This window comes from Pseudomaricurvus hydrocarbonicus, assembly GCF_011602365.1.
In the GTDB taxonomy this organism is placed as follows: domain Bacteria; phylum Pseudomonadota; class Gammaproteobacteria; order Pseudomonadales; family Cellvibrionaceae; genus Pseudomaricurvus; species Pseudomaricurvus hydrocarbonicus.
Window position 1 is genome coordinate 138,919 of record NZ_JAAONZ010000003.1, and the last position, 19,282, is coordinate 158,200.

General features: G+C 55.2%; 18 protein-coding genes. 14 read left to right on the forward strand and 4 right to left on the reverse strand.

The window, feature by feature from the left end:
* Positions 1 to 51: 51 nt before the first annotated feature.
* Positions 52 to 1,701 (reverse strand): glucose-6-phosphate isomerase, encoded by a 1,650-nt coding sequence (pgi, locus tag G8770_RS05200; RefSeq protein ID WP_167182743.1) that lies wholly within the window; start codon positions 1,699 to 1,701, stop codon positions 52 to 54.
* A gap of 276 nt (positions 1,702 to 1,977) precedes the next feature.
* Positions 1,978 to 2,946 carry a polyprenyl synthetase family protein gene (locus G8770_RS05205; protein WP_167182746.1) on the reverse strand — a complete coding sequence of 323 codons (969 nt, stop codon included), beginning with the start codon at positions 2,944 to 2,946 and terminating at the stop codon, positions 1,978 to 1,980.
* 377 nt (positions 2,947 to 3,323) lie between these two features.
* Between G8770_RS05205 and rplU the strand changes: the two genes are divergently transcribed.
* From rplU to G8770_RS05230, 5 genes are all read left to right on the forward strand, one after another.
* Complete coding sequence (gene rplU, locus G8770_RS05210; RefSeq protein ID WP_167182749.1) at positions 3,324 to 3,635, forward strand: 50S ribosomal protein L21; 312 nt, start codon at positions 3,324 to 3,326, stop codon at positions 3,633 to 3,635.
* 49 nt (positions 3,636 to 3,684) lie between these two features.
* Entirely contained in the window at positions 3,685 to 3,942 is a 258-nt protein-coding gene (rpmA, locus tag G8770_RS05215; RefSeq protein WP_167182752.1) for a 50S ribosomal protein L27, read from the forward strand.
* 304 nt (positions 3,943 to 4,246) lie between these two features.
* A complete protein-coding gene (gene cgtA / locus G8770_RS05220) occupies positions 4,247 to 5,443 on the forward strand; it encodes an Obg family GTPase CgtA (RefSeq protein ID WP_167182754.1) in 1,197 nt (398 codons plus the stop codon).
* A gap of 61 nt (positions 5,444 to 5,504) precedes the next feature.
* Entirely contained in the window at positions 5,505 to 6,626 is a 1,122-nt protein-coding gene (proB, locus tag G8770_RS05225) for a glutamate 5-kinase (RefSeq protein ID WP_167182757.1), read from the forward strand.
* Between the two features lie 118 nt (positions 6,627 to 6,744).
* A complete protein-coding gene (locus tag G8770_RS05230; protein ID WP_167182759.1) occupies positions 6,745 to 7,800 on the forward strand; it encodes a pyridoxal phosphate-dependent aminotransferase in 1,056 nt (351 codons plus the stop codon).
* A gap of 175 nt (positions 7,801 to 7,975) precedes the next feature.
* On the opposite strand, the gene rpsT is transcribed toward G8770_RS05230, so the two are convergent.
* Both rpsT and G8770_RS05240 read right to left on the reverse strand, forming a co-directional pair.
* Positions 7,976 to 8,242: a 30S ribosomal protein S20 gene (gene rpsT / locus G8770_RS05235; protein WP_167182761.1), complete on the reverse strand. Its 267-nt coding sequence runs from the start codon at positions 8,240 to 8,242 to the stop codon at positions 7,976 to 7,978.
* 151 nt (positions 8,243 to 8,393) lie between these two features.
* Complete coding sequence (locus tag G8770_RS05240; protein WP_167182763.1) at positions 8,394 to 8,672, reverse strand: YebG family protein; 279 nt, start codon at positions 8,670 to 8,672, stop codon at positions 8,394 to 8,396.
* Positions 8,673 to 9,007: 335 nt separating this feature from the next.
* Between G8770_RS05240 and murJ the strand changes: the two genes are divergently transcribed.
* The 9 genes from murJ (at position 9,008) to G8770_RS05285 (ending at position 19,281) form a co-directional block, all read left to right on the forward strand.
* On the forward strand, positions 9,008 to 10,630 hold the full coding sequence (gene murJ / locus G8770_RS05245; RefSeq protein ID WP_167182765.1) for a murein biosynthesis integral membrane protein MurJ: 1,623 nt from the start codon (positions 9,008 to 9,010) through the stop codon (positions 10,628 to 10,630).
* A 271-nt stretch (positions 10,631 to 10,901) separates the two neighbouring features.
* On the forward strand, positions 10,902 to 11,825 hold the full coding sequence (ribF, locus tag G8770_RS05250) for a bifunctional riboflavin kinase/FAD synthetase (RefSeq protein WP_167183612.1): 924 nt from the start codon (positions 10,902 to 10,904) through the stop codon (positions 11,823 to 11,825).
* A 317-nt stretch (positions 11,826 to 12,142) separates the two neighbouring features.
* The gene (gene ileS, locus G8770_RS05255) at positions 12,143 to 14,941 is read left to right on the forward strand and encodes an isoleucine--tRNA ligase (protein WP_167182767.1); all 2,799 of its coding nucleotides are present in this window, start codon (positions 12,143 to 12,145) and stop codon (positions 14,939 to 14,941) included.
* Positions 14,942 to 14,977: 36 nt separating this feature from the next.
* Entirely contained in the window at positions 14,978 to 15,481 is a 504-nt protein-coding gene (gene lspA / locus G8770_RS05260) for a signal peptidase II (protein ID WP_167182770.1), read from the forward strand.
* A 64-nt stretch (positions 15,482 to 15,545) separates the two neighbouring features.
* Complete coding sequence (locus tag G8770_RS05265; RefSeq protein ID WP_167182773.1) at positions 15,546 to 15,995, forward strand: FKBP-type peptidyl-prolyl cis-trans isomerase; 450 nt, start codon at positions 15,546 to 15,548, stop codon at positions 15,993 to 15,995.
* 88 nt (positions 15,996 to 16,083) lie between these two features.
* Positions 16,084 to 17,028 (forward strand): 4-hydroxy-3-methylbut-2-enyl diphosphate reductase, encoded by a 945-nt coding sequence (gene ispH / locus G8770_RS05270; protein ID WP_167182776.1) that lies wholly within the window; start codon positions 16,084 to 16,086, stop codon positions 17,026 to 17,028.
* 164 nt (positions 17,029 to 17,192) lie between these two features.
* On the forward strand, positions 17,193 to 17,711 hold the full coding sequence (locus G8770_RS05275) for a GspH/FimT family pseudopilin (protein WP_167183614.1): 519 nt from the start codon (positions 17,193 to 17,195) through the stop codon (positions 17,709 to 17,711).
* 5 nt (positions 17,712 to 17,716) lie between these two features.
* Positions 17,717 to 18,310 carry a type IV pilus modification protein PilV gene (gene pilV / locus G8770_RS05280; RefSeq protein WP_167182779.1) on the forward strand — a complete coding sequence of 198 codons (594 nt, stop codon included), beginning with the start codon at positions 17,717 to 17,719 and terminating at the stop codon, positions 18,308 to 18,310.
* Positions 18,311 to 18,318: 8 nt separating this feature from the next.
* Positions 18,319 to 19,281: a PilW family protein gene (locus G8770_RS05285; protein ID WP_167183617.1), complete on the forward strand. Its 963-nt coding sequence runs from the start codon at positions 18,319 to 18,321 to the stop codon at positions 19,279 to 19,281.
* The last annotated feature ends 1 nt before the right edge of the window (position 19,282 follow it).

Sequence of the window (19,282 nt, forward strand, 5' to 3'; positions counted from 1 at the left end):
GGCGGCCAGTGGCTGGTCCCGGGACGAGTGGCGCTCGCCCCGGAGAACCGATCAGCGGCTGAGGATACGTTCCGCCAGGGCGCGGGTTGAACTGTCCCAGTGCTCGGGCAGTTGCCCGCTCTTCAGCGCGCCGGCGATGGTGGTGCCCAACTGTTTGCCCAGTTCGACACCCCACTGGTCAAAGGCGTTGATGTTCAGCAGCACACTCAGGACATAGACCTTGTGTTCATACAGGGCGATCAGGCTGCCCAGTGAGCGAGGGGTGAGCTGGTCCAGTAGCAGCGTGTTACTGGGGCGGTTGCCGGGAATGACTTTGTGGGGGGCGAGGCGGTCGGCATCGGCTTTGGATTGGCCGTCGTCGAGCAGCTCCTGGCGTGCCTGCGCCAGTGTTTTGCCCTCCAGCATGGCCTGGCTTTGGCTCAGGCAGCAGGCCAGCAGCTGTTGGTGTTGATTGGTATGGGGATGGTTGGGTTGCAGGCTGGTGATAAAGTCCACCGGGATCATTTGGGTGCCCTGATGAAACAATTGGTGGAACGAATGCTGGCCGTTACTTTCTTCCGTGCCCCAGATGGCGATGCCAGTGGCGTAGTGGGTGGGCTGCCCATCCCGGTTGACGGACTTGCCGAGGCTTTCCATGTCGAGCTGCTGCAGAAAATCCGGAAAGCGCTGCAGTTGGTGGCAATAAGGTAACACAGCCTGGCTTTTTGCCTCCCAGAATTGGCTGTACCAAAAGGTAAGGAAAGCCAGGATCACGGGCATGTTGTGTTTGAATTCCGCCGTGGCGAAGTGTTCATCCATCTCTGCGGCCCCTTCCAGCAGGGCTTCAAACGCCTGCCAGCCCACCGCGATGGCAATCGGCAGGCCGATGGCGGACCACAGCGAGTAGCGCCCACCGACCCAGTCCCACATGGGGAAGATGTTGTCGGCATCAATGCCGAACTCGGTGGCTTTTTTAGTGTTGGTGCTGATCGCCACAAAATGCCGTTTCAGGTTGTCGATGGAGCAGCCGTTGCTGATGATCCAGTGGCGCGCGGTCTTGGCGTTTTCCAGAGTCTCCAGGGTGCTGAAGGACTTTGACGCGACGATGAAGAGGGTGGTCTCGGGATTGAGCTGTTTCAGGGTGTGGTAGATTTCGGCACCGTCAATGTTGGCGACAAAATGCACATTCACCTGCGGCAAATGGAAATCCGAGAGTGCTTTGCACACCATGCGGGGGCCGAGGTCAGAGCCGCCAATGCCAATGTTGACCACGTCCGTGATGGTTTGGCCGGAATGCCCTTTCCAGCTGCCATCGTGGAGGTTTTTTACAAATTCGGCCATTTGTTTTTTGGCCGCGGCAATGTCGCCACTTACCGATGAGGCGGGCAGCGTTGAGTCCGGTTGTTGCCGGAGGGCGCTGTGCCAGGCCGGGCGATCTTCGGTGTTGTTGACGTGTTTGCCGGTAAACAGGCTGTCAATCGCCTGCTGGAGCTGACAATCATCGGCCAGCGCGAGTAAGTGCTTGATGGTGGTTTCGTTGAGGTGCGACTTGGAGTAGTCCAGAAACAGTGAGCCGACTTCCAGCGAATAATGTTCTGCCCGATGTGGGTCGAGGGCAAAAAGCTCACTGAGGCTGCTGGTCCAGGCTTGTTTGTGCGCGTTCAGGAGTTCCCAGTGAGGGAGGTGCTGTGACAGAGTGGCTTTGGGGTCAGTAACTTCCATGAATGACAGTGCCTCTTGGTCAGTCGTGTGGTGTGTTTAGGTCTGGTTCTGTGAGTTTGGCATCTTTGCGGTTGGTGTGTGGGGATGGTGTGCATCGCTTCACGCCGGTTTTTGTTTGTGGTGTCTGTTGTATTGCTGGCTGGCCGTCAGTAGCGGTGTGTTGACGCCTCAAGAGCCGCCTCGGTAGCACGCCGGGCGGTTCAGTTTTCATTCTTCAGCGCTCACTAGCGGTCAGCCTTCTATTATGTCGACGACTCAGTGATTTAACTCAGTGGTTTAATAATTGCGCCCAATGGAGAATTTTGCCAGCTCGATCATGGCCTTTGTGAAAGGGTTTTCCGGCAAATGGTCCAGTTGCGCGATGGCCAGGTCGGCCTGTTCGTGGGCGCTGTCGGTGGTGTATTGCAGGGCGCCGGTTTCGCGCACAATGTTGACGATCGACTCCAGTTGATCGATGCCGCCGTTGCGGATGGCATTGGCAATGATTTCCGCCTGCTCGCTGGTGCCTTCGCGCATGGCGTATATCAGTGGCAGGGTGGGTTTGCCTTCTGCCAGGTCGTCCCCGACATTTTTCCCCAGTGCTGCGGCGTTGCCTTCGTAGTCCAGGGCGTCGTCGACCAGTTGGAACGCCAGGCCAATGTGGTAGCCATAGCGTTTCAGTGCGTTGCGTTGCGTGTCGTTGGCGCCAGACAGAATGGCGCCGGTCTCGCAGGCGGCCTCAAACAAGGCCCCGGTTTTTTTGTAGATAACATCCAGGTAATTCGCTTCGCTGACGCTGGGGTCTTTGGCGTTGACCAGCTGCTGAACCTCACCTTCGGAAATGGTGTTGGTGGCGTCGGACAGGATTTGCATGATGTCCATGTTGCCGATGGCCACCATCATCTGAAACGCGCGGGAGTACAGGAAGTCTCCCACCAGCACGCTGGGGGCGTTACCCCATTTGGCGTTGGCGGTGAGACGGCCGCGGCGCATGCTGGAGATGTCCACCACGTCGTCATGAAGCAGGGTGGCGGTGTGAATAAACTCGATGATGGCCGCCAGATCCAGATGCTTGTTGCCGGTATTTGGATAGCCCAGTGCGTTTGCGGTCAGGAGCACCAGCAGGGGCCTGAGACGTTTTCCCCCGGCTTCCACCAGGTAATGTCCGATGTTTTCAACCAGATCAACGTCGGAGTGCAGTTGATCAATGATCAGTTGATTGACGGCGCTAAAATCACCTTCAACAGCTTTATGAAAAGGAAGCATGGGGGGTTAAATCCAGAAATGACGTAAAAAAGCGATGTAGTCCGGCATGCTAGGGGGGAGGGGGAATGGTGTCAAGCGGGCCGGTGGTTTTATGCCCGCGGGCCTGTGTTTACGCGGCCGATGTTTACACCGGCCTGTATCGGAGGCTGTTTCCGGTCCGCAAAGGCCCTCATGGCGGGCGGTGGGGGTAATTTGAGGCTTGCGGGCTGGGTATCTTTGCCGTAGAATCTGCGCCCCTGCCGGTAGCTGTACTCAATTGACGGGTGTGGTTAGCGGGAACTGAACTGAGTTAGGTATACGACGCAAGCCTTTTCTAAAGTGTCCCAGGTGATTCTGGCGCTGCTTCGTGTCGTCCAATGTCTAATTGGAGCATGTACATGTACGCTGTATTTAAAAGTGGTGGTAAACAGCACCGCGTAGTGGAAGGCGAAACCCTGAAGCTGGAAAAAATTGAAGTCGCTACTGGCGAAACAATTGAGTTCGACGAAGTCTTTCTGGTTGCTAATGGCGAAGACATCAAAATCGGTGCACCGGTTGTTGAAGGCGCTAAAGTAACTGCAGAGGTGGTTAGCCACGGTCGCGGTGACAAGGTGAAAATCATCAAGTTCCGTCGTCGTAAGCACTCCATGAAGCGCCAAGGTCACCGTCAGTGGTACACCGAGGTGAAGATCACGGGTATTAAGGGTTAATTCTCTTTAAGGCTAACTTTTTAAGAATTCATTTGAAGGAGTTTGAATCATGGCTCACAAGAAAGCTGGTGGTAGTACTCGTAACGGTCGCGACTCAGAGAGTAAGCGACTGGGCGTTAAGCGTTTCGGCGGTCAAGTTGTAATTGCTGGCAATATCCTGGTGCGTCAGCGCGGAACTAGGTTCCATGCCGGTGACAACGTAGGTATTGGTAAAGATCACACTTTGTTCGCAAAAGCCGATGGCGTTGTGAAGTTTGAAGTGAAAGGCGAGAAAAACCGTAAGTTTGTCAGTATCGTTGCTGCTTAAGTCGCAACGGCACTGAGATGCTGGTTTGGGGGCTTGGTCCCCAGCCTGAACAAAAGCCCCGTCATCTATGATGGGGCTTTTGCGTTTGGACGGTCCAAAAAATCTCGCCACCATGGGGTGGTTTGAGGGTGGATCTGTCGGAATGTGCGCCCGCCTGAGCTGGCGCGCCTTAAATTATACGTCCTGACCTGAGGCGCCCTAGAGGCTGCTGGGTCGGGTTGCTGCGAGGTCTGTATGGCCTCGCAATGTTGCCTGGTATTGATTGTATACTGGGTATGTTGCTGTTGAATTCCGGAGAAAGCTCATGAAGTTTGTTGATGAAGCGCCAATTTATGTGGCTGCAGGCAGTGGAGGCAATGGCTGCATGAGCTTTTGGCGGGAAAAGTTCGTGGCCAAGGGTGGGCCCGACGGCGGCGACGGCGGCGATGGCGGCAGCGTCTTCCTGGAGGCGGACAGTGAATTGAATACGCTGGTGGATTATCGCTACCAGCCCAAGTATCGCGCCGAGAGCGGTCAGTCTGGCCGCGGTGCCAACTGCACCGGCGCCAAGGGTGCCGATTTGATTTTGAAGGTGCCGGTGGGAACCACGGTGTTGGATACCGACACCGAGGAAAAGCTGGGCGATTTGACTGAGGCGGGTCAGCGCCTGATGGTGGCTCGCGGTGGGTTTCACGGTATCGGCAATGCGCGCTTTAAGTCGTCGGTCAACCGCGCCCCGCGCCAGACCAAGCCGGGGCAGCCGGGTGAAGAGCGCAATCTGAAGTTGGAGCTTAAGGTGTTGGCCGATGTGGGGTTGCTGGGCCTGCCCAATGCGGGCAAAAGCACCTTTATTCGGGCGGTGTCTTCCGCCAAGCCCAAGGTGGCCGATTACCCGTTTACCACGCTGGTGCCTAATTTGGGCGTGGTCAAGGTGCAGGCGCACCGAAGTTTTGTGGTGGCGGATATCCCGGGTGTGATTGAGGGAGCGTCTGAGGGGGCAGGTCTGGGGATTCGTTTCCTCAAGCATTTGACCCGTTGCCGCATCTTGCTGCACCTGGTCGACATGTCACCGTTTGACGGTTCCAGCCCCGCTGACAATGCGCAGGCCATTATCGATGAGCTGGGTGACTTCTCGCCGACACTGGCCAAGCGCGATCGCTGGCTGTTGTTGAACAAGGTGGATTTGTTGCCGCCGGAAGAGGCTGAAGCGCGCTGTCAGGAAGTGGTTGATCAGCTGGGGTGGGAAGGGCCGGTGTTCCGTATCTCTGCCATTAACAAGCAGGGTACCCAGGAGTTGTGTGGCAAGGTGCTGGATTATCTGGAAGAGCGCTGGGATGCCGAGAGGACTGATCCTGAGTTGGCGGAGGCTGAAACGGCTATGCAGGATGCCATGCAGGAAGAGGCTCGTGAGCGTATTGAGGAGTTGCGTGCCCGTCACCGTGCCCAGCGTTTGGCCGGGAAGGATGATGACGACGATTTCGATGACGACGATTGCGACGTCGATTTTGAGTATGTGCCTTAACATCCAGGCTAGTGACTAGTCACTAGAGGGTAGATAAAGAGATGCGAGTGAATCTGTTGGGATGAGTATTCGAGAGCAGTTACCCGCGACGCGTCGCTGGGTGGTCAAAATTGGCAGTGCGCTGTTGACGAACAATGGCCAGGGGCTGGATGTGGCGGCCATTGCTGGCTGGGTTGAGCAGCTGTCTCATTTGCAAAAGCAGGGTATCGAGCTGGTGTTGGTGTCGTCCGGCGCGGTGGCGGCGGGCATGACCCGGCTGGGCTGGACCGAGCGTCCGGACGCTATACATGAGTTGCAGGCCGCTGCTGCGGTGGGTCAAACCGGTCTGGTGCAGGCCTATGAGCAGGAATTTCAAAAATACGGCATAAATACCGCGCAGGTGCTGCTGGACCACGACGACCTGTCCAATCGCCAGCGCTATCTGAATGCGCGCTCGACCCTGCGAGCTTTAACCGGTCTGGGTGTGATTCCGATCGTGAATGAAAACGACACGGTGGTGACGGACGAAATCCGCTTTGGTGATAACGATACCCTGGGGGCCCTGGTGGCCAATCTGGTGGAGGCCGAAGTGCTGGTTATTCTCACCGATCAGGATGGTATGTATACCGCTGATCCGCGCTCCAATCCCGACGCCAGTTTGATTGGTGAGGCTGAGGCCAGCGACACCAGTCTGGATGCCCGTGCGGGCGACGGTGGCAAGTTGGGGCGCGGCGGCATGATTACCAAGGTGCGGGCGGCGCGCCTGGCGGCACGGTCCGGGGCTCACACGGTGATTGTGGGTGGTCGTATCGACAATGTGGTGACCCGGCTGCAGCAGGGCGAAGCACTGGGAACCTTGTTGACCGCTGATCAGCAGCCACAGGCGGCGCGCAAACGCTGGCTGGCCGGTCACCTGCAGGTGAAGGGGCGACTGGTGCTGGATGATGGCGCGGTCAGGGTGCTGACGCTGCAAGGTAAAAGTTTGCTGCCGGTGGGTGTGAGGGCTGTTGAGGGTGATTTTCACCGTGGCGACATGGTGTCCTGTGTCGATGCTCAGGGAGTGGAGGTTGCTCGCGGGCTGGTCAACTACAGTGTGCAGGAGTCCCGTCGTATCATCGGGCGCCCCAGCGAAGACATAGAGTCCCGCCTGGGCTATGTCGATGAGCTGGAATTGATTCACCGCGATAACCTGGTTGTTCTTTGATGGCTGAGCTGTTCACCAGGGCTTGAGCCATCTGATTCGGATTTACCCCGGATGCTGAGGTGAGAGGTTGTTGTCCTTTTCTCGCGTCTCGCATCTCGCAACTCGAGACTGCCTTTTTATGAGCATATTCAAAGATCACATTGATGCCATGACGGCCTACACCCCTCCGTTGGAGGGGCGGGATCCTGTGGCCTACACGCTGTTGGATTTTAACGAGCGGACCATTGAGGTGGTGGAGCCTATACGTCAGGCGCTGCACGCGTTCATTGATGGCGGGCGCCTGCATATGTACCCCTCCTACGGCGATATCGTCGAAAAGATTGCGGCTTACGCCGGGGTCGAGGCCGGGCAGGTGATGATCACCAATGGCTCGGATCATGGCATTGATCTCATCATTCGTTCGGCCTGTCAGGCGGGGGATGAGATCATTATTCCCGGCCCCAGTTTTGCCATGTATGGCCAGTGCGCCAGGTTTGAGGGCTTGAGTATTGTTGAGCCGCAATACACTCGCGAGGGCGGTTACCCGGTGGCAGAGGTGATTGCTGCGGTGACGGAGAAAACCCGTGTGGTGGTGGTGTCTAACCCCAATAACCCCTGTGGAACTCTGGTGGCTCCGGACGAGATTGTGCGCATTGCCAAAGCTGCTCCTGGCGCCGCCATCTTGGTGGATGAGTGCTATTTCGAATACAGTAAGGTGACGGTGGCGGATCGGTTGCTGGAGTGTCCTAATATTGTGATTACCCGCACCTTCTCCAAGACGTGGGGCTTGCCTTCGGTGCGCCTGGGTTATGTCTTGAGTGTGGCGGACAACATCAACGCGCTGCTGAACGTCAGAGGGCCTTACGATATCAATCAGTTTGCCGTCGTGGCTGTGAGTACGGGGCTGGATGCGCCGGATGTAAGTCTGGCCTATGTGGACGAGGTGATGACGGTGTCCAAGCCCATGCTGGAGTCTTTTCTGGATGAGGTGGGGATTGCCTACTGGCCCAGTGCGGCGAATTACCTGTGGACTTTTCCTGAGGAGCCGCAGGCGCTGGAATTGGCGTTGCGGGAAGCCCGGATCCTGGTGCGTCCCAAGGCGGATGGGGCGAACCGTTTGGGGCTGAGGATCACCATTGGCACTGTTGAGCAAACTCGCAGGGTGATTGAGGTGCTGCGTCAGGCGTTGGCCTAGGGGGGCTTGTGGGCGGATGGGTCGCGAGGGCTGCGGTGGCGGCTTAAGTTGGCGGCCTGTCCGTGTTTCTTGTCGCTGTGGACGCCCTGTGTTTGCGGCAATAAGGTGATTGAGCAGACACAAAAAAGCCGACTTTTAAGTCGGCTTTTTTGTGTCTGACCCGAAATGCCTTGGCTTAAGCAGCCAGGGCCTTAATTTGGGCGTTCAGACGACTCTTGTGACGAGCGGCTTTATTCTTGTGAATAATGCCTTTGTCAGCAATGCGATCCAGAACGGGAACCGCTGCAGTGAAAGCCGCTTTAGCTTGTTCTGCGTCACCAGCTTCGATGGCTGCAATTACTTTTTTGAGGTAAGTGCGCGCCATGGAGCGCAGGCTAGCGTTGTGCTTGCGTGCCTTTTCGTTTTGGCGCGCACGTTTTTTTGCTTGGGGTGAATTGGCCACCGTATTGCTCCTGTTAAAATTCGGGTACAAATCAAGGACGCGACATTATGCCGATTTATTGCCCCGTGTCAACTTAAGGGGGCAATAAATCGTCGAGAAAGGCAGGGATAACGCCGTTCTTTATTGATTTGGAGTGATGGGTAGCGGGAGGCTATTGTCCAGCCGCGATCGGAGTCACATTGTCGGTTTCGTGGGTTTCTTCCAGCAGGACCTCGGGCTTGCCTTTGCAGGCTCTGGCAAGCGCGTCACGACGCTTGGCCAGCAATAAGCCAATGGCTTCGCTGAGGTTTTCGTCAATGTCCACTTCTTGTTCGATTAAGCTGGTGATGTTGGCCGCCAGCTCCAGCATCTTGTCGTGTTCTTCAGCGTCTTTTTTGTTGTCGAACATACTTCCGTCTCTGTCGCATTTCCAAACGGCAATTACAGCCATGATTCGGCTCCTGTGAGTTTACTGTTTGGATGTACAGTATTTGGCTGGAGCCTGGATGTCAAGCTCGCTGTTTCTTTCATGGCTGAAGTTCGTTGTGGGTGAGCAGTGGCTAAAAAGACAGGGCTGAGGGTGGAATCCGTGGCTGTTGTAGGGCTGTTGTAGGTCTGGTGGAGGGCAGAGGCAAGAAAAACACCGGCAAATCAGGTGTTGGAGGTTCAGGCTTTCTGGCCCAGGGGCGGGGCTTACATTACACTTCGGGCTTTTACTGCACGCAGTGGGTTTTGGTGAAAAGCCGGCGGCGGGTTGTTTTTCTTATTTTGAGTGTGCGATTGGAGATGAGCTTGCAAGGCAAGGATCAAGAGCCGGATAACGGCGAGGTGATAACAGCCCCGGAATTGCCAAAGCCGCCGGGCTTGTTGAGGTCCAGTGCCGTGGTCGGGGTTATGACCATGCTGTCGCGGGTGCTGGGGTTGCTGCGGGATGTGGTTTTTGCCCGCTTCATTGGCGCAGAAGCGGGGGCTGATGCCTTCTTTGTGGCGTTTAAAATACCCAACTTTTTGCGTCGCCTGTTTGCCGAGGGGGCGTTTGCACAGGCGTTTGTGCCGGTGTTGTCGGAATATCGGGCGCAGGGCAGTGTGGCGGCGGTGAGGGGGTTGCTGGATCGTGTGGCCGGCTGTCTGGGGTTGACTCTGACGTTGTTAACCGCGCTGGCGATGATCGGGGCGCCGGTGCTGACGGCCGTATTTGCCCCCGGCTTTCTGAATGATCCGGTGCGTTTTCCGCTGGCATCGGACATGATTCGAATTACCTTTCCCTATCTGCTGTTGATCTCAATGACCGGCTTTGCCGGCGCGATTCTCAACAGCTATGACCGCTTTGCGGTGCCTGCCTTTACCCCGGTGTTGTTGAATGTGGCTTTGATTTCGTCCGCGGTGTTGGCGGCCCCGTATTTTGATCCACCGGTGATGGCGCTGGCGTGGGGGGTATTGGCGGCCGGGGTGATTCAGCTGCTGTTCCAGCTGCCTTTTCTGGTGCGGTTGGGGTTGATGCCGAGGCCGAAGGTGGATTGGCAGGATGACGGGGTCAAACGCATTCTGGGCTTAATGGCACCGGCAATTTTTGGGGTGTCGGTCAGTCAGATTAATCTGTTGCTGGATACGGTGTTGGCGTCTTTTTTGCCCACTGGCAGCGTTTCCTGGCTGTACTACTCAGACCGCTTGGCCGAGTTGCCGCTGGGTGTGTTTGCCATCGCCATTGCGACTGTGATCTTGCCGGGCCTGTCTCGTCAGAACGCCAGTGAAGACCCGCTTAAGTTTTCTCAAACCCTGGATTGGGCGGTGAAAACGGTGTTGCTGATTGCCTTGCCGGCGGCGGTGGCGCTGATTATCCTGGCTCAACCCATTTTGACCACACTGTTTCAATACGGCAAAACACTGCCTGAGGACATCGCCATGTCCACCCTCAGCTTGCGGGCTTATGCGCTCGGGCTGGTGGCGTTTATGTTGATTAAGGTGTTGGCGCCGGGTTATTACGCTCGTCAGGACATGAAAACGCCGGTCAAAATCGGCGTAATTGCCATGGTCAGCAACATGGTGCTGAATCTGGTGTTTGTGCTGCCATTCTACTTTCTCTGGAATATTGGTCATGTGGGGCTGGCGCTGGCGACCTCTGCGTCAGCGTTCATTAACATGGGGTTGTTGTGGCGTGGTTTGTCGAGGCAGGGGGTGTATCGGTCAGTTTCGCCCTGGGGCAGGGTAATCCTCCAGTTGTTGGTGGCGAATCTGGCGATGGCAGTGGCGCTGCTGTGGGTGATGTCACGGCTGACGGGTTGGGCGGATTGGCTCTGGTCAGAGCGAGTTGTGGCCCTGGCGCTGTTGTGTGTGACCGGGTTGGTTGTCTACGGCTCGGTCTTGTTGGCTGCAGGGATGCGTCTGCGGGACTTTCGCGGGGCGCATTGATGGTCCGGGGGCTGCAACAGGCGCAAGCGTTGCTTGGCGCTGAGATCTGGGCCACTTAACCCGAGGGCCTGATCTGAGGTATACTTCGGCGTCTGTATATCGGGGTATTCGAGCTGCCCGCCAGTATCTTGCTGTGGCCGTTTCGAGGTTTTTCTCTTAGTTGCCACCGCTGGTGAGTTCGGTGGCCGCCGATGATGGACATAACTGCCCGGGAACGTAAATTCAATTGAGCCAGCCTGTGAACCAAATTCAGCAGCACTTTATTCGCGGAATGCATAACCTGCGCCCTTTACATCACGGCAGTGTGGTTACCATAGGCTCCTTTGACGGCGTGCATTTGGGTCACCAGGCGATTATCCGGCAGGTGACGGAAAAAGCCGCTGAACTCAATTTGCCTTCTGTGGTGGTGGTGTTCGAGCCTCAACCTCATGAGTTTTTCTCCGCAGAGCAGGCCCCGGCAAGGTTAATGCGGTTGCGGGAAAAGGCCTTTGCCCTGTTCGAGGCGGGCATTGATCGGGTCTGCTGCCTGCAGTTCAACCAGGCGCTGCGCTCCCTCTCGGCAGAGGAATTTGTGCAGCAGATTCTGGTCGACGGCCTGGGGGTCAAACACCTGATCGTGGGTGACGACTTCCGCTTTGGCAAGGATCGCTGTGGCGGGTACAGCTACCTGGCGAAAGCGGGGCAAAAACAGGGGTTTGAGGTGTGTGATACCCACACGTTTGAGGTGGACGGCGAGCGGGTGAGCAGTACCCGGATTCGCAAACAGCTTGAGCTGGCAAATTTTGAAGAGGCTGCCCGGCTGTTGGGCAAGCCCTACACCATCAGTGGGCATGTCGGTTACGGGCAGCAGCTGGGACGCACCCTGGGTGTGCCGACGGCGAATGTGCATTTGCAGCGCTATCGTTCCCCGTTGCAGGGCGTGTTTGCGGTGCGCGCCACCTTGCCGGATGGGCGTGTTTGCGATGGCGTGGCCAATGTGGGGGTCCGCCCCACCATTGGCGAAAAGATCAAGCCGATCCTGGAGGTTCATCTGTTGGACTTTACGGGCTCGCTGTACGGCAAAATCCTGACCGTAGAATTTTTGCACAAGCTGCGGGAAGAGAAAAAATTTGCTTCGGTAGATCTGCTGAAAGCACAGATTTATCGGGATATTGATGAGGCGAAGGCGTACTTTGCCCTGGAATCCACGGTCTAGCCTGTCACGGCTGGCCGCTGCAAGTAGTATCCGTTTGTTGAAAAGTACTGTCCGTTTTTTGGAAAGTACTATGAGTTTTTGAGCAGTATTGTGAGTTTATTGAAGCTGCTGTGAGGTTGCTGAAAGTGCTGTGCCAAGTACTTCGAAAACAACACTGAACAGTAGCCGAAAAGTTATCTGAAACGTTGGCCGGGGCTCCGCCTTAGGTCGAAATATTAAAAGCCCGATCTTCAAGGCGTTGCTTCTCCAAGGTTCATCGATCCGAGCCGTTTACGAGCGAAGCCCGCGTTGAGCATCAAACGACAATTGTTGGAACTATGACCGATTACAAACCGACGTTAAACCTCCCCAAGACAGGGTTTGCCATGAAAGCCAATCTGGCTCAGCGTGAACCTGGCATGTTGAAAAAGTGGCAGGACGGAAAGCTCTATGAAGCCATTCGTGCTGCCCGTGCCGGTCGGGAGCAGTTTATTCTTCACGATGGCCCTCCATACGCCAACGGTGATATTCACATCGGTCACTCGGTCAATAAAATTCTCAAAGACATCATTGTCAAGTCCAAAACCATGAGTGGTTATGACGCCCCTTATGTGCCGGGCTGGGACTGTCACGGCTTGCCGATTGAGCACAATGTTGAGAAAAAAGTCGGTAAGGCTGGCGCGAAAGTGGATTTTAAAACCTTCCGCCAGAAGTGTCGCGACTACGCTGCACGTCAGGTGGACGGACAGAAAAAAGACTTCGTGCGCCTCGGGGTTTTGGGGGAGTGGAACAACCCTTACCTGACTATGGATTTTGGTTTCGAAGCCGACATTATTCGCTCACTGGGTAAAATTGTTGAGAATGGCCACCTGCACAAAGGCTTCAAGCCAGTGTATTGGAGTGTGGTGGGTGGCTCTGCGCTGGCGGAAGCGGAGGTGGAATATCAGGACAAGGTGTCCAGTTCCATCGACGTGCGCTACCAGGTGGTGGACTTGGAAGTGTTTTCTCAAGCGGTTCCCGAGTTGAGCGGTGAAGGGGATGTGTCGGTGGTGATCTGGACCACCACTCCCTGGACTTTGCCGTCCAGTCAGGCGGTCAGCTTGAATGCCGATCTGGACTATGTGGTGGTGCAGGCGGGCAGCGAGCGCCTGTTGATGGCCGAAGCCCTGTACGAGTCGGTCATGGCGCGTGCCGGTATTGAAGGTTATCGCGTGGTGGGACGCGTGCAGGGACAGGCGCTGGAAGGCCTGAAGTTGCAGCACCCGTTCTACGACAAGCAATTGCCGGTTCTGCTGGGTGAGCACGTCACTACCGACGCCGGTACGGGTTGTGTTCACACTGCGCCGGATCACGGTGTTGACGATTTTAATGTGGGTGCCAAATACGGCATCGGCACCTTGAATTATGTCGATGACAACGGTCTTTATCGTCAGGATGTGGAGCTGTTTGCGGGCGATCATGTGTACAAGGTGGACGAGAAAATCCTGTCCACCCTGGAAGAGCGTGGTGCCTTGCTCTATCAAACCAAGTTGACCCACAGTTATCCCCATTGCTGGCGCACCAAAACCCCGTTGATTTATCGTGCGACACCACAATGGTTTGTCAGCATGACCAAGAACAATTTGCTGGGGGCAGTGAAACAGGCGGTCGACGGTGTGCAGTGGATTCCGGATTGGGGGCGTGCCCGAATCGACAGTATGCTGGACTCCAGCCCTGACTGGTGTATCTCTCGTCAGCGCACCTGGGGGGTTCCCATTGCCTTGTTTGTGCACAAGGAAACCCAGGAGTTGCACCCTCAAACCGGTCGTCTGATCGAAGCGGTCGCAAAGAAAGTTGAACAGCAGGGCATTGATGCCTGGTTCGAGCTGGATGCGGCAGAACTGTTGGGTGATGAGGCTGAGCTGTATTCCAAAGTGACGGACACTTTGGACGTGTGGTTTGACTCGGGTGTGACCCATAACGCGGTGTTGGAAAAACGGGATTACCTGCGTTTCCCGGCAGACCTGTATCTGGAAGGTTCCGATCAGCACCGTGGCTGGTTCCAGTCTTCGTTAAAAACCTCCATGGCCATGAACGGTGTACCCCCTTACAGGCAGGTATTGACCCATGGTTTTGTGGTGGACGACAAGGGGCACAAGATGTCCAAGTCGCTGGGTAATGTGCTGTCGCCACAAAAAGTGGTGAATGAGCTGGGTGCAGACGTGCTGCGTTTGTGGGTGGCGGCGACGGATTTCAGTGGCGAGATGAAAGTTTCTGACGAAATCCTCAAGCGTACGGCAGATTCCTATCGCCGGATTCGCAACACGGCACGCTTCCTGCTGTCGAATCTGAACGGTTTTGATCCGGCAACCGATGTTTTGCAGCCGGAAGACATGTTGTCTTTGGACCGTTTCGCCATGGAGCGTGCTGCTCAGTTGCAGGAGGAGATCATTGCCGCCTACAACGGCTACAACTTCCACAGTATTTATCAAAAGCTGCACAACTACTGTGTGGTGGATCTGGGTGGTTTCTATCTGGATATCATCAAAGACCGCCAGTACACCACCAAGTCAGACAGTGTGGCCCGCCGCTCGGCTCAAACGGCGCTTTACCATATCATTGAAGCCTTTACCCGCTGGATTGCTCCGATCCTGAGTTTTACCGCTGACGAACTGTGGGAGCAAATGCCTGGCGATCGCTCCGGCAATGTGTTTGTCGCCGAGTGGTATGATTTGCCAAGATTGCCAAAAGACGCGGCGATGGCGGGTGAGTACTGGACGTTTATTGCCGGTGTGAAGGATGCGGTCAACAAAGTGATTGAATCCAAGCGGGGCGAAGGTGTGATTGGCGGATCGTTGGAAGCCGATATCACTTTGTGCTGCGACGGTGAGCTGGCAGAGCAGTTAAGTGCTCTGCAGGATGAGTTGCGCTTTGTGCTGATTGCCTCAGGGGCCAAGGTCTCTACCGCTCATGTTGCAGGTGCCGAAGCGACGGACGTGGAAGGATTGTCTGTGCTGGTGGCGAAAGCGGATGGCGACAAGTGTGCGCGCTGCTGGCATGTGCGAGAAGATGTTGGCTCACAACCTGAGCATGAAGATATCTGTGGTCGCTGTGTCGAAAATGTTGCCGGTGACGGTGAAAAGCGTCAGTTTGCCTGATTGGGCGGCTGATCGTTTCTGATAGTTGAAAACTTTATGACAGTGAATAAATCGGTGTGGAAGTGGTACGGTCTGGCAGCATTAATCATTGTGCTGGATCAGCTCAGTAAAAATTGGGTCAGTGAGAATTTTACCTACGGCGTGCCCTGGGTGATTACCGATTTTTTTAATTTTACCCTGCTGCATAACAAGGGGGCGGCGTTCAGCTTCTTGAGTGATGCCGGGGGCTGGCAGCGCTGGTTTTTTGGTGCTGTTGCCGCCGTGGTCAGTTGTGTCCTTGTGTGGTGGATGGCGCGGCTCGATGCCTCCAAGCGCTGGGAGCTGATGGCTCTGGCTCTGGTGCTGGGTGGGGCTATTGGTAATCTCTATGACCGAGCGGTGCTGGGGTATGTGGTGGACTTTATTGTGGTGCATTATCGGGATCACTTTTGGCCCGCGTTTAACCTTGCCGACAGTGCCATTTGTGTGGGGGCGGGCATGTTGATTGTGGACTCTTTTCGCTCCGGTAAAAAAGCCGTCGCGACGCCAGAGCCGAAGTGAAGATCAAGCAGGGCCTGACCCGACGCTCTCTATAATCAAATTATGAAGTAAGTGAAGTATTGATATGAACAGTTTAGTTATTGGCGAGGGTACGGAAGTCACTCTGCACTTTGCCCTGAAGCTCGAAAATGGTGAAGTGATTGACTCCAATTTCAACACCAAGCCGGCCTCCTTTGTGGTGGGTGATGGAAACTTGTTGCCGGGCTTTGAGCGGGCGCTGGCTGGCATGGGCGCAGGTGAAAAGAATACCTTTGTGATCAAGCCCGAAGATGGCTTCGGTCAATCAAACCCGAACAATCTGCAAGTCATGCCGCGGGATCAGTTCGATGACAGTGTGGAGTTGGTCGAAGGGCTGATGTTGTCTTTCGCAGATGCTCAAAAAGCCGAGCTGCCGGGTATTGTGTCCAAGTTTGACGATGAGACAGTGACCATTGACTTCAATCACCCTTTGGCCGGACGTAATATCCTGTTTGAAGTTGAAATTCTGCAGGTGGCACCCGCAGTAACTCATTAACGTCAGTGATTTTTTCAAGCGGGTTTTACTTCCGCAGGCGCTGGCTTAACCAAACCATTGCTGGCGGAAAATCAGAGGTTCAATCAGTATGACTGCTGCAGTAGAAATCAATCTGGCAAATCCGCGTGGCTTTTGTGCCGGCGTTGATCGTGCCATCGATATTGTCAATCGAGCCCTGGATGTGTTTGGGGCTCCGATTTACGTGCGTCACGAAGTGGTACACAACAAGTTTGTGGTTGACAGTCTTCGGGCTCGGGGCGCCATTTTTGTCGAAGAGCTGGAAGAGGTGCCCGATGATGTGATCGTCATTTTCAGTGCTCACGGCGTTTCACAGGCGGTTCGTCAGGAAGCCGATCGGCGCAGCTTGAAAGTGTTTGATGCAACCTGCCCGCTGGTCACTAAAGTCCATATGGAAGTTACGCGCTTTTCCCAAGAGGGCGCCGAGTGCGTTTTGATCGGTCACCATGGTCATCCGGAAGTGGAAGGCACTATGGGGCAGTACGATCACTCTCAGGGGGGAGGCATTTACCTGGTTGAAAATGAAGCCGATGTGGCCAGGCTGGTGGTCAATAATCCGAATAAACTCAGCTATGTCACCCAAACGACCTTGTCGATGGACGATACTGCCAGGGTGATTGATGCCTTGCGGCAAAAATTTCCCGCCATTGAGGGGCCGCGTAAGGACGACATCTGCTATGCCACTCAAAACCGCCAGGATGCCGTCAAGCAGCTTGCTCTGGAAAATGATCTGGTGTTGGTGGTGGGCTCGCCCAACAGCTCAAACTCCAATCGCCTGCGCGAATTAGCCGAACGCTGCGGCTCCACGTCGTATTTGATCGATGGGGCTGACGATATCCAACCCGAATGGCTGCAGGGCAAAAGCGCGGTGGGTATTACCGCCGGTGCGTCTGCTCCGGAGGTGTTGGTGCAGGCCGTGATCCAGAAGCTGCGCGATTGTGGCGCGACTCCGGCTGTCGAGGTGCAGGGCATTGAGGAAAATGTTCGCTTTTCGCTGCCAAAGGAATTGCGCTGAGCTCAGGCGTGGTCAGGCGATGGCCGTATTAAAATGAGATCTGTATCACAAAGGCCGCTGCCAGTCAGCGGCCTTTTTTGTATATGGTGTCCACTCGTCGGATAACATGTACATTCATCTTTCACTCTGCGACAGATTAAGTGACGTTTGGTATACCTAGCACTATGAAAAAGACACATTCTGGATTTACTTTGATTGAATTAATGATCGCTCTTGCCGTAATTGCGGTGTTATTGGCGGTTGGCGTGCCTTCGTTTAATAACCTTATTGAGAATTATCGGGTGAGAACGAACATAAGTCTGGTTCAAACCAATCTGGTTTATGCGCGTACGGAAGCGTCAAAGCGAGGGAGGCCGGTTACGGTTTGTCGTACGGATGACGGTGCGGCTTGTGCTGGTTCCGGAGATAACTGGGAGGCCGGCTGGTTGGTGTTTGTGGATGAGGACGGTGATGCGGAAGTGGATGCTGGTACCGATGAAATTTTGCGCGCCGTGAATGGTTTGACAGGCTTTACTCTGAGAAATGATGATCAAACTTTAACGTACGCCGCCAGTGGTGCGGCTACGGCAACAACGTTTGTCTTGTGCCCTGTGTCTGCAGACCTTACTTATGCGCGCTCGCTGGTGTTGTTGGCGTCAGGTCGCCCCCGCGTGCAAACCAATGTTGCCAGCTGCCCAGGTTGATCATAATGAAAAAGTGTTTAATGAATCGTACCGCTTTGGCGTCGCAGCGGGGTGTGGGATTGATCGAAGTGCTGATTGCGATCTTGGTGATTGCAATCGGGATTTTGGGATCTATTTCGTTGCAGCTGTCTTCTAAGCGGCTGGGTCACGAAGCTGTGCAGCGGACACTGGCGGCAAACCTGGCCCAGGACTTGATGGAGCGTATGCGCTCTAACCCCTCAGAGCTAACCTCCTATGTCATGAGCTGGAAGTCGGGTGATGCCGCACTGACGGCAACCAAAGATTGCGCCACCAATAGCTGTACCACCGCGGAGCTGGTGGCTCACGATCAGGCGCAATGGGTCAATGAGCTGCAAGGTGTTTCCGAAACACGTGTACTGATTGTTGGTGACGCGGCGGTACAAACCGGCGGTGTGCAGCAACCTTCTGTGTGTGTTACGAATACTAATGGATATGTGACAGTGGCCATTGCCTGGCGTGGTTATCAGGCCTTAAGTGATCCGGGGCTCTCTACTTGCGGCGATGATACGGGGCTGTATGGCGCTAACAATGAGTATCGTCAGGTGTTGAGTCTGTCCTCATACATAAAGGAGTTGTAAGGGTGTTGATGGGTACGGAACAGCGTGGATTTACTCTGGTTGAGCTTCTGGTAGCCATGACTCTTGGTATTGTTCTCAGTGCCGGGGTGGCCGTTTTATTTCTGGAAAGTAGCACAAATTATTCACAGGACGATGAGACGGCCAGAATGCAGGAAAATGGCCGCTTTGCCGTGCAATTGTTGTCTCATGAGTTGGGGATGGCGGGCTTCTATGGACGCTACGTCAATGTGGATGAGTTGTTAACCACTACGATCACCGATATCGATCAGTGTGGGGATGATTGGGCGGTGAATGTAGACGACCACATTGAGCACAATAACGATATTGCGGCCACGGCGGATTTGTACGGTGGCTGTGTTGCCCAGGAAAATCAGACCGCGGGTTCAGATGTACTGGCAATCAAGCGCGTGGCGGATCAGGCGACGCTGGACGACGGTTCACTTCAGTCGCCTGCAACCATTGACGATGAGGTTGTTTATTTGCGTTCGGCCAACCAGGGCAATGAGTTGCAGTTAGTAAGAGGGGCTTCGCTTACTGTTGCTGATCAAACGGCGGGCTCCGGGGTCGATGCCTGGGAGTATTTGACGAATATTTATTATGTCCGAAACTACTCGGCCACGGTTGGCGATGGTATCCCCACCCTTTGCCGGGTGGTCATGCAAGGCGATGGCACGATCGGCGCTGACAGCAGCGGCTGTTTGGTTGAAGGAATTGAGACGATACACATTGAATACGGCGACGACACCGATGCCGATGGTGTTCCCAATCAATACACGGACGACCCCGCTGAGGTTGATCAGTTGGTGTCTGCACGAGTTTATGTGATGGCGCGGTCAGTGAATACGGTCCGTAATTACACCAACGATAAAGCCTATACGCTTGGGCAAAAGACGGTGGCTGCGGCCAATGATCGTTATATGCGTAAGGTGTACAGCACGACGATTACTCTGCGCAACCCCTTCAATCTTTGAG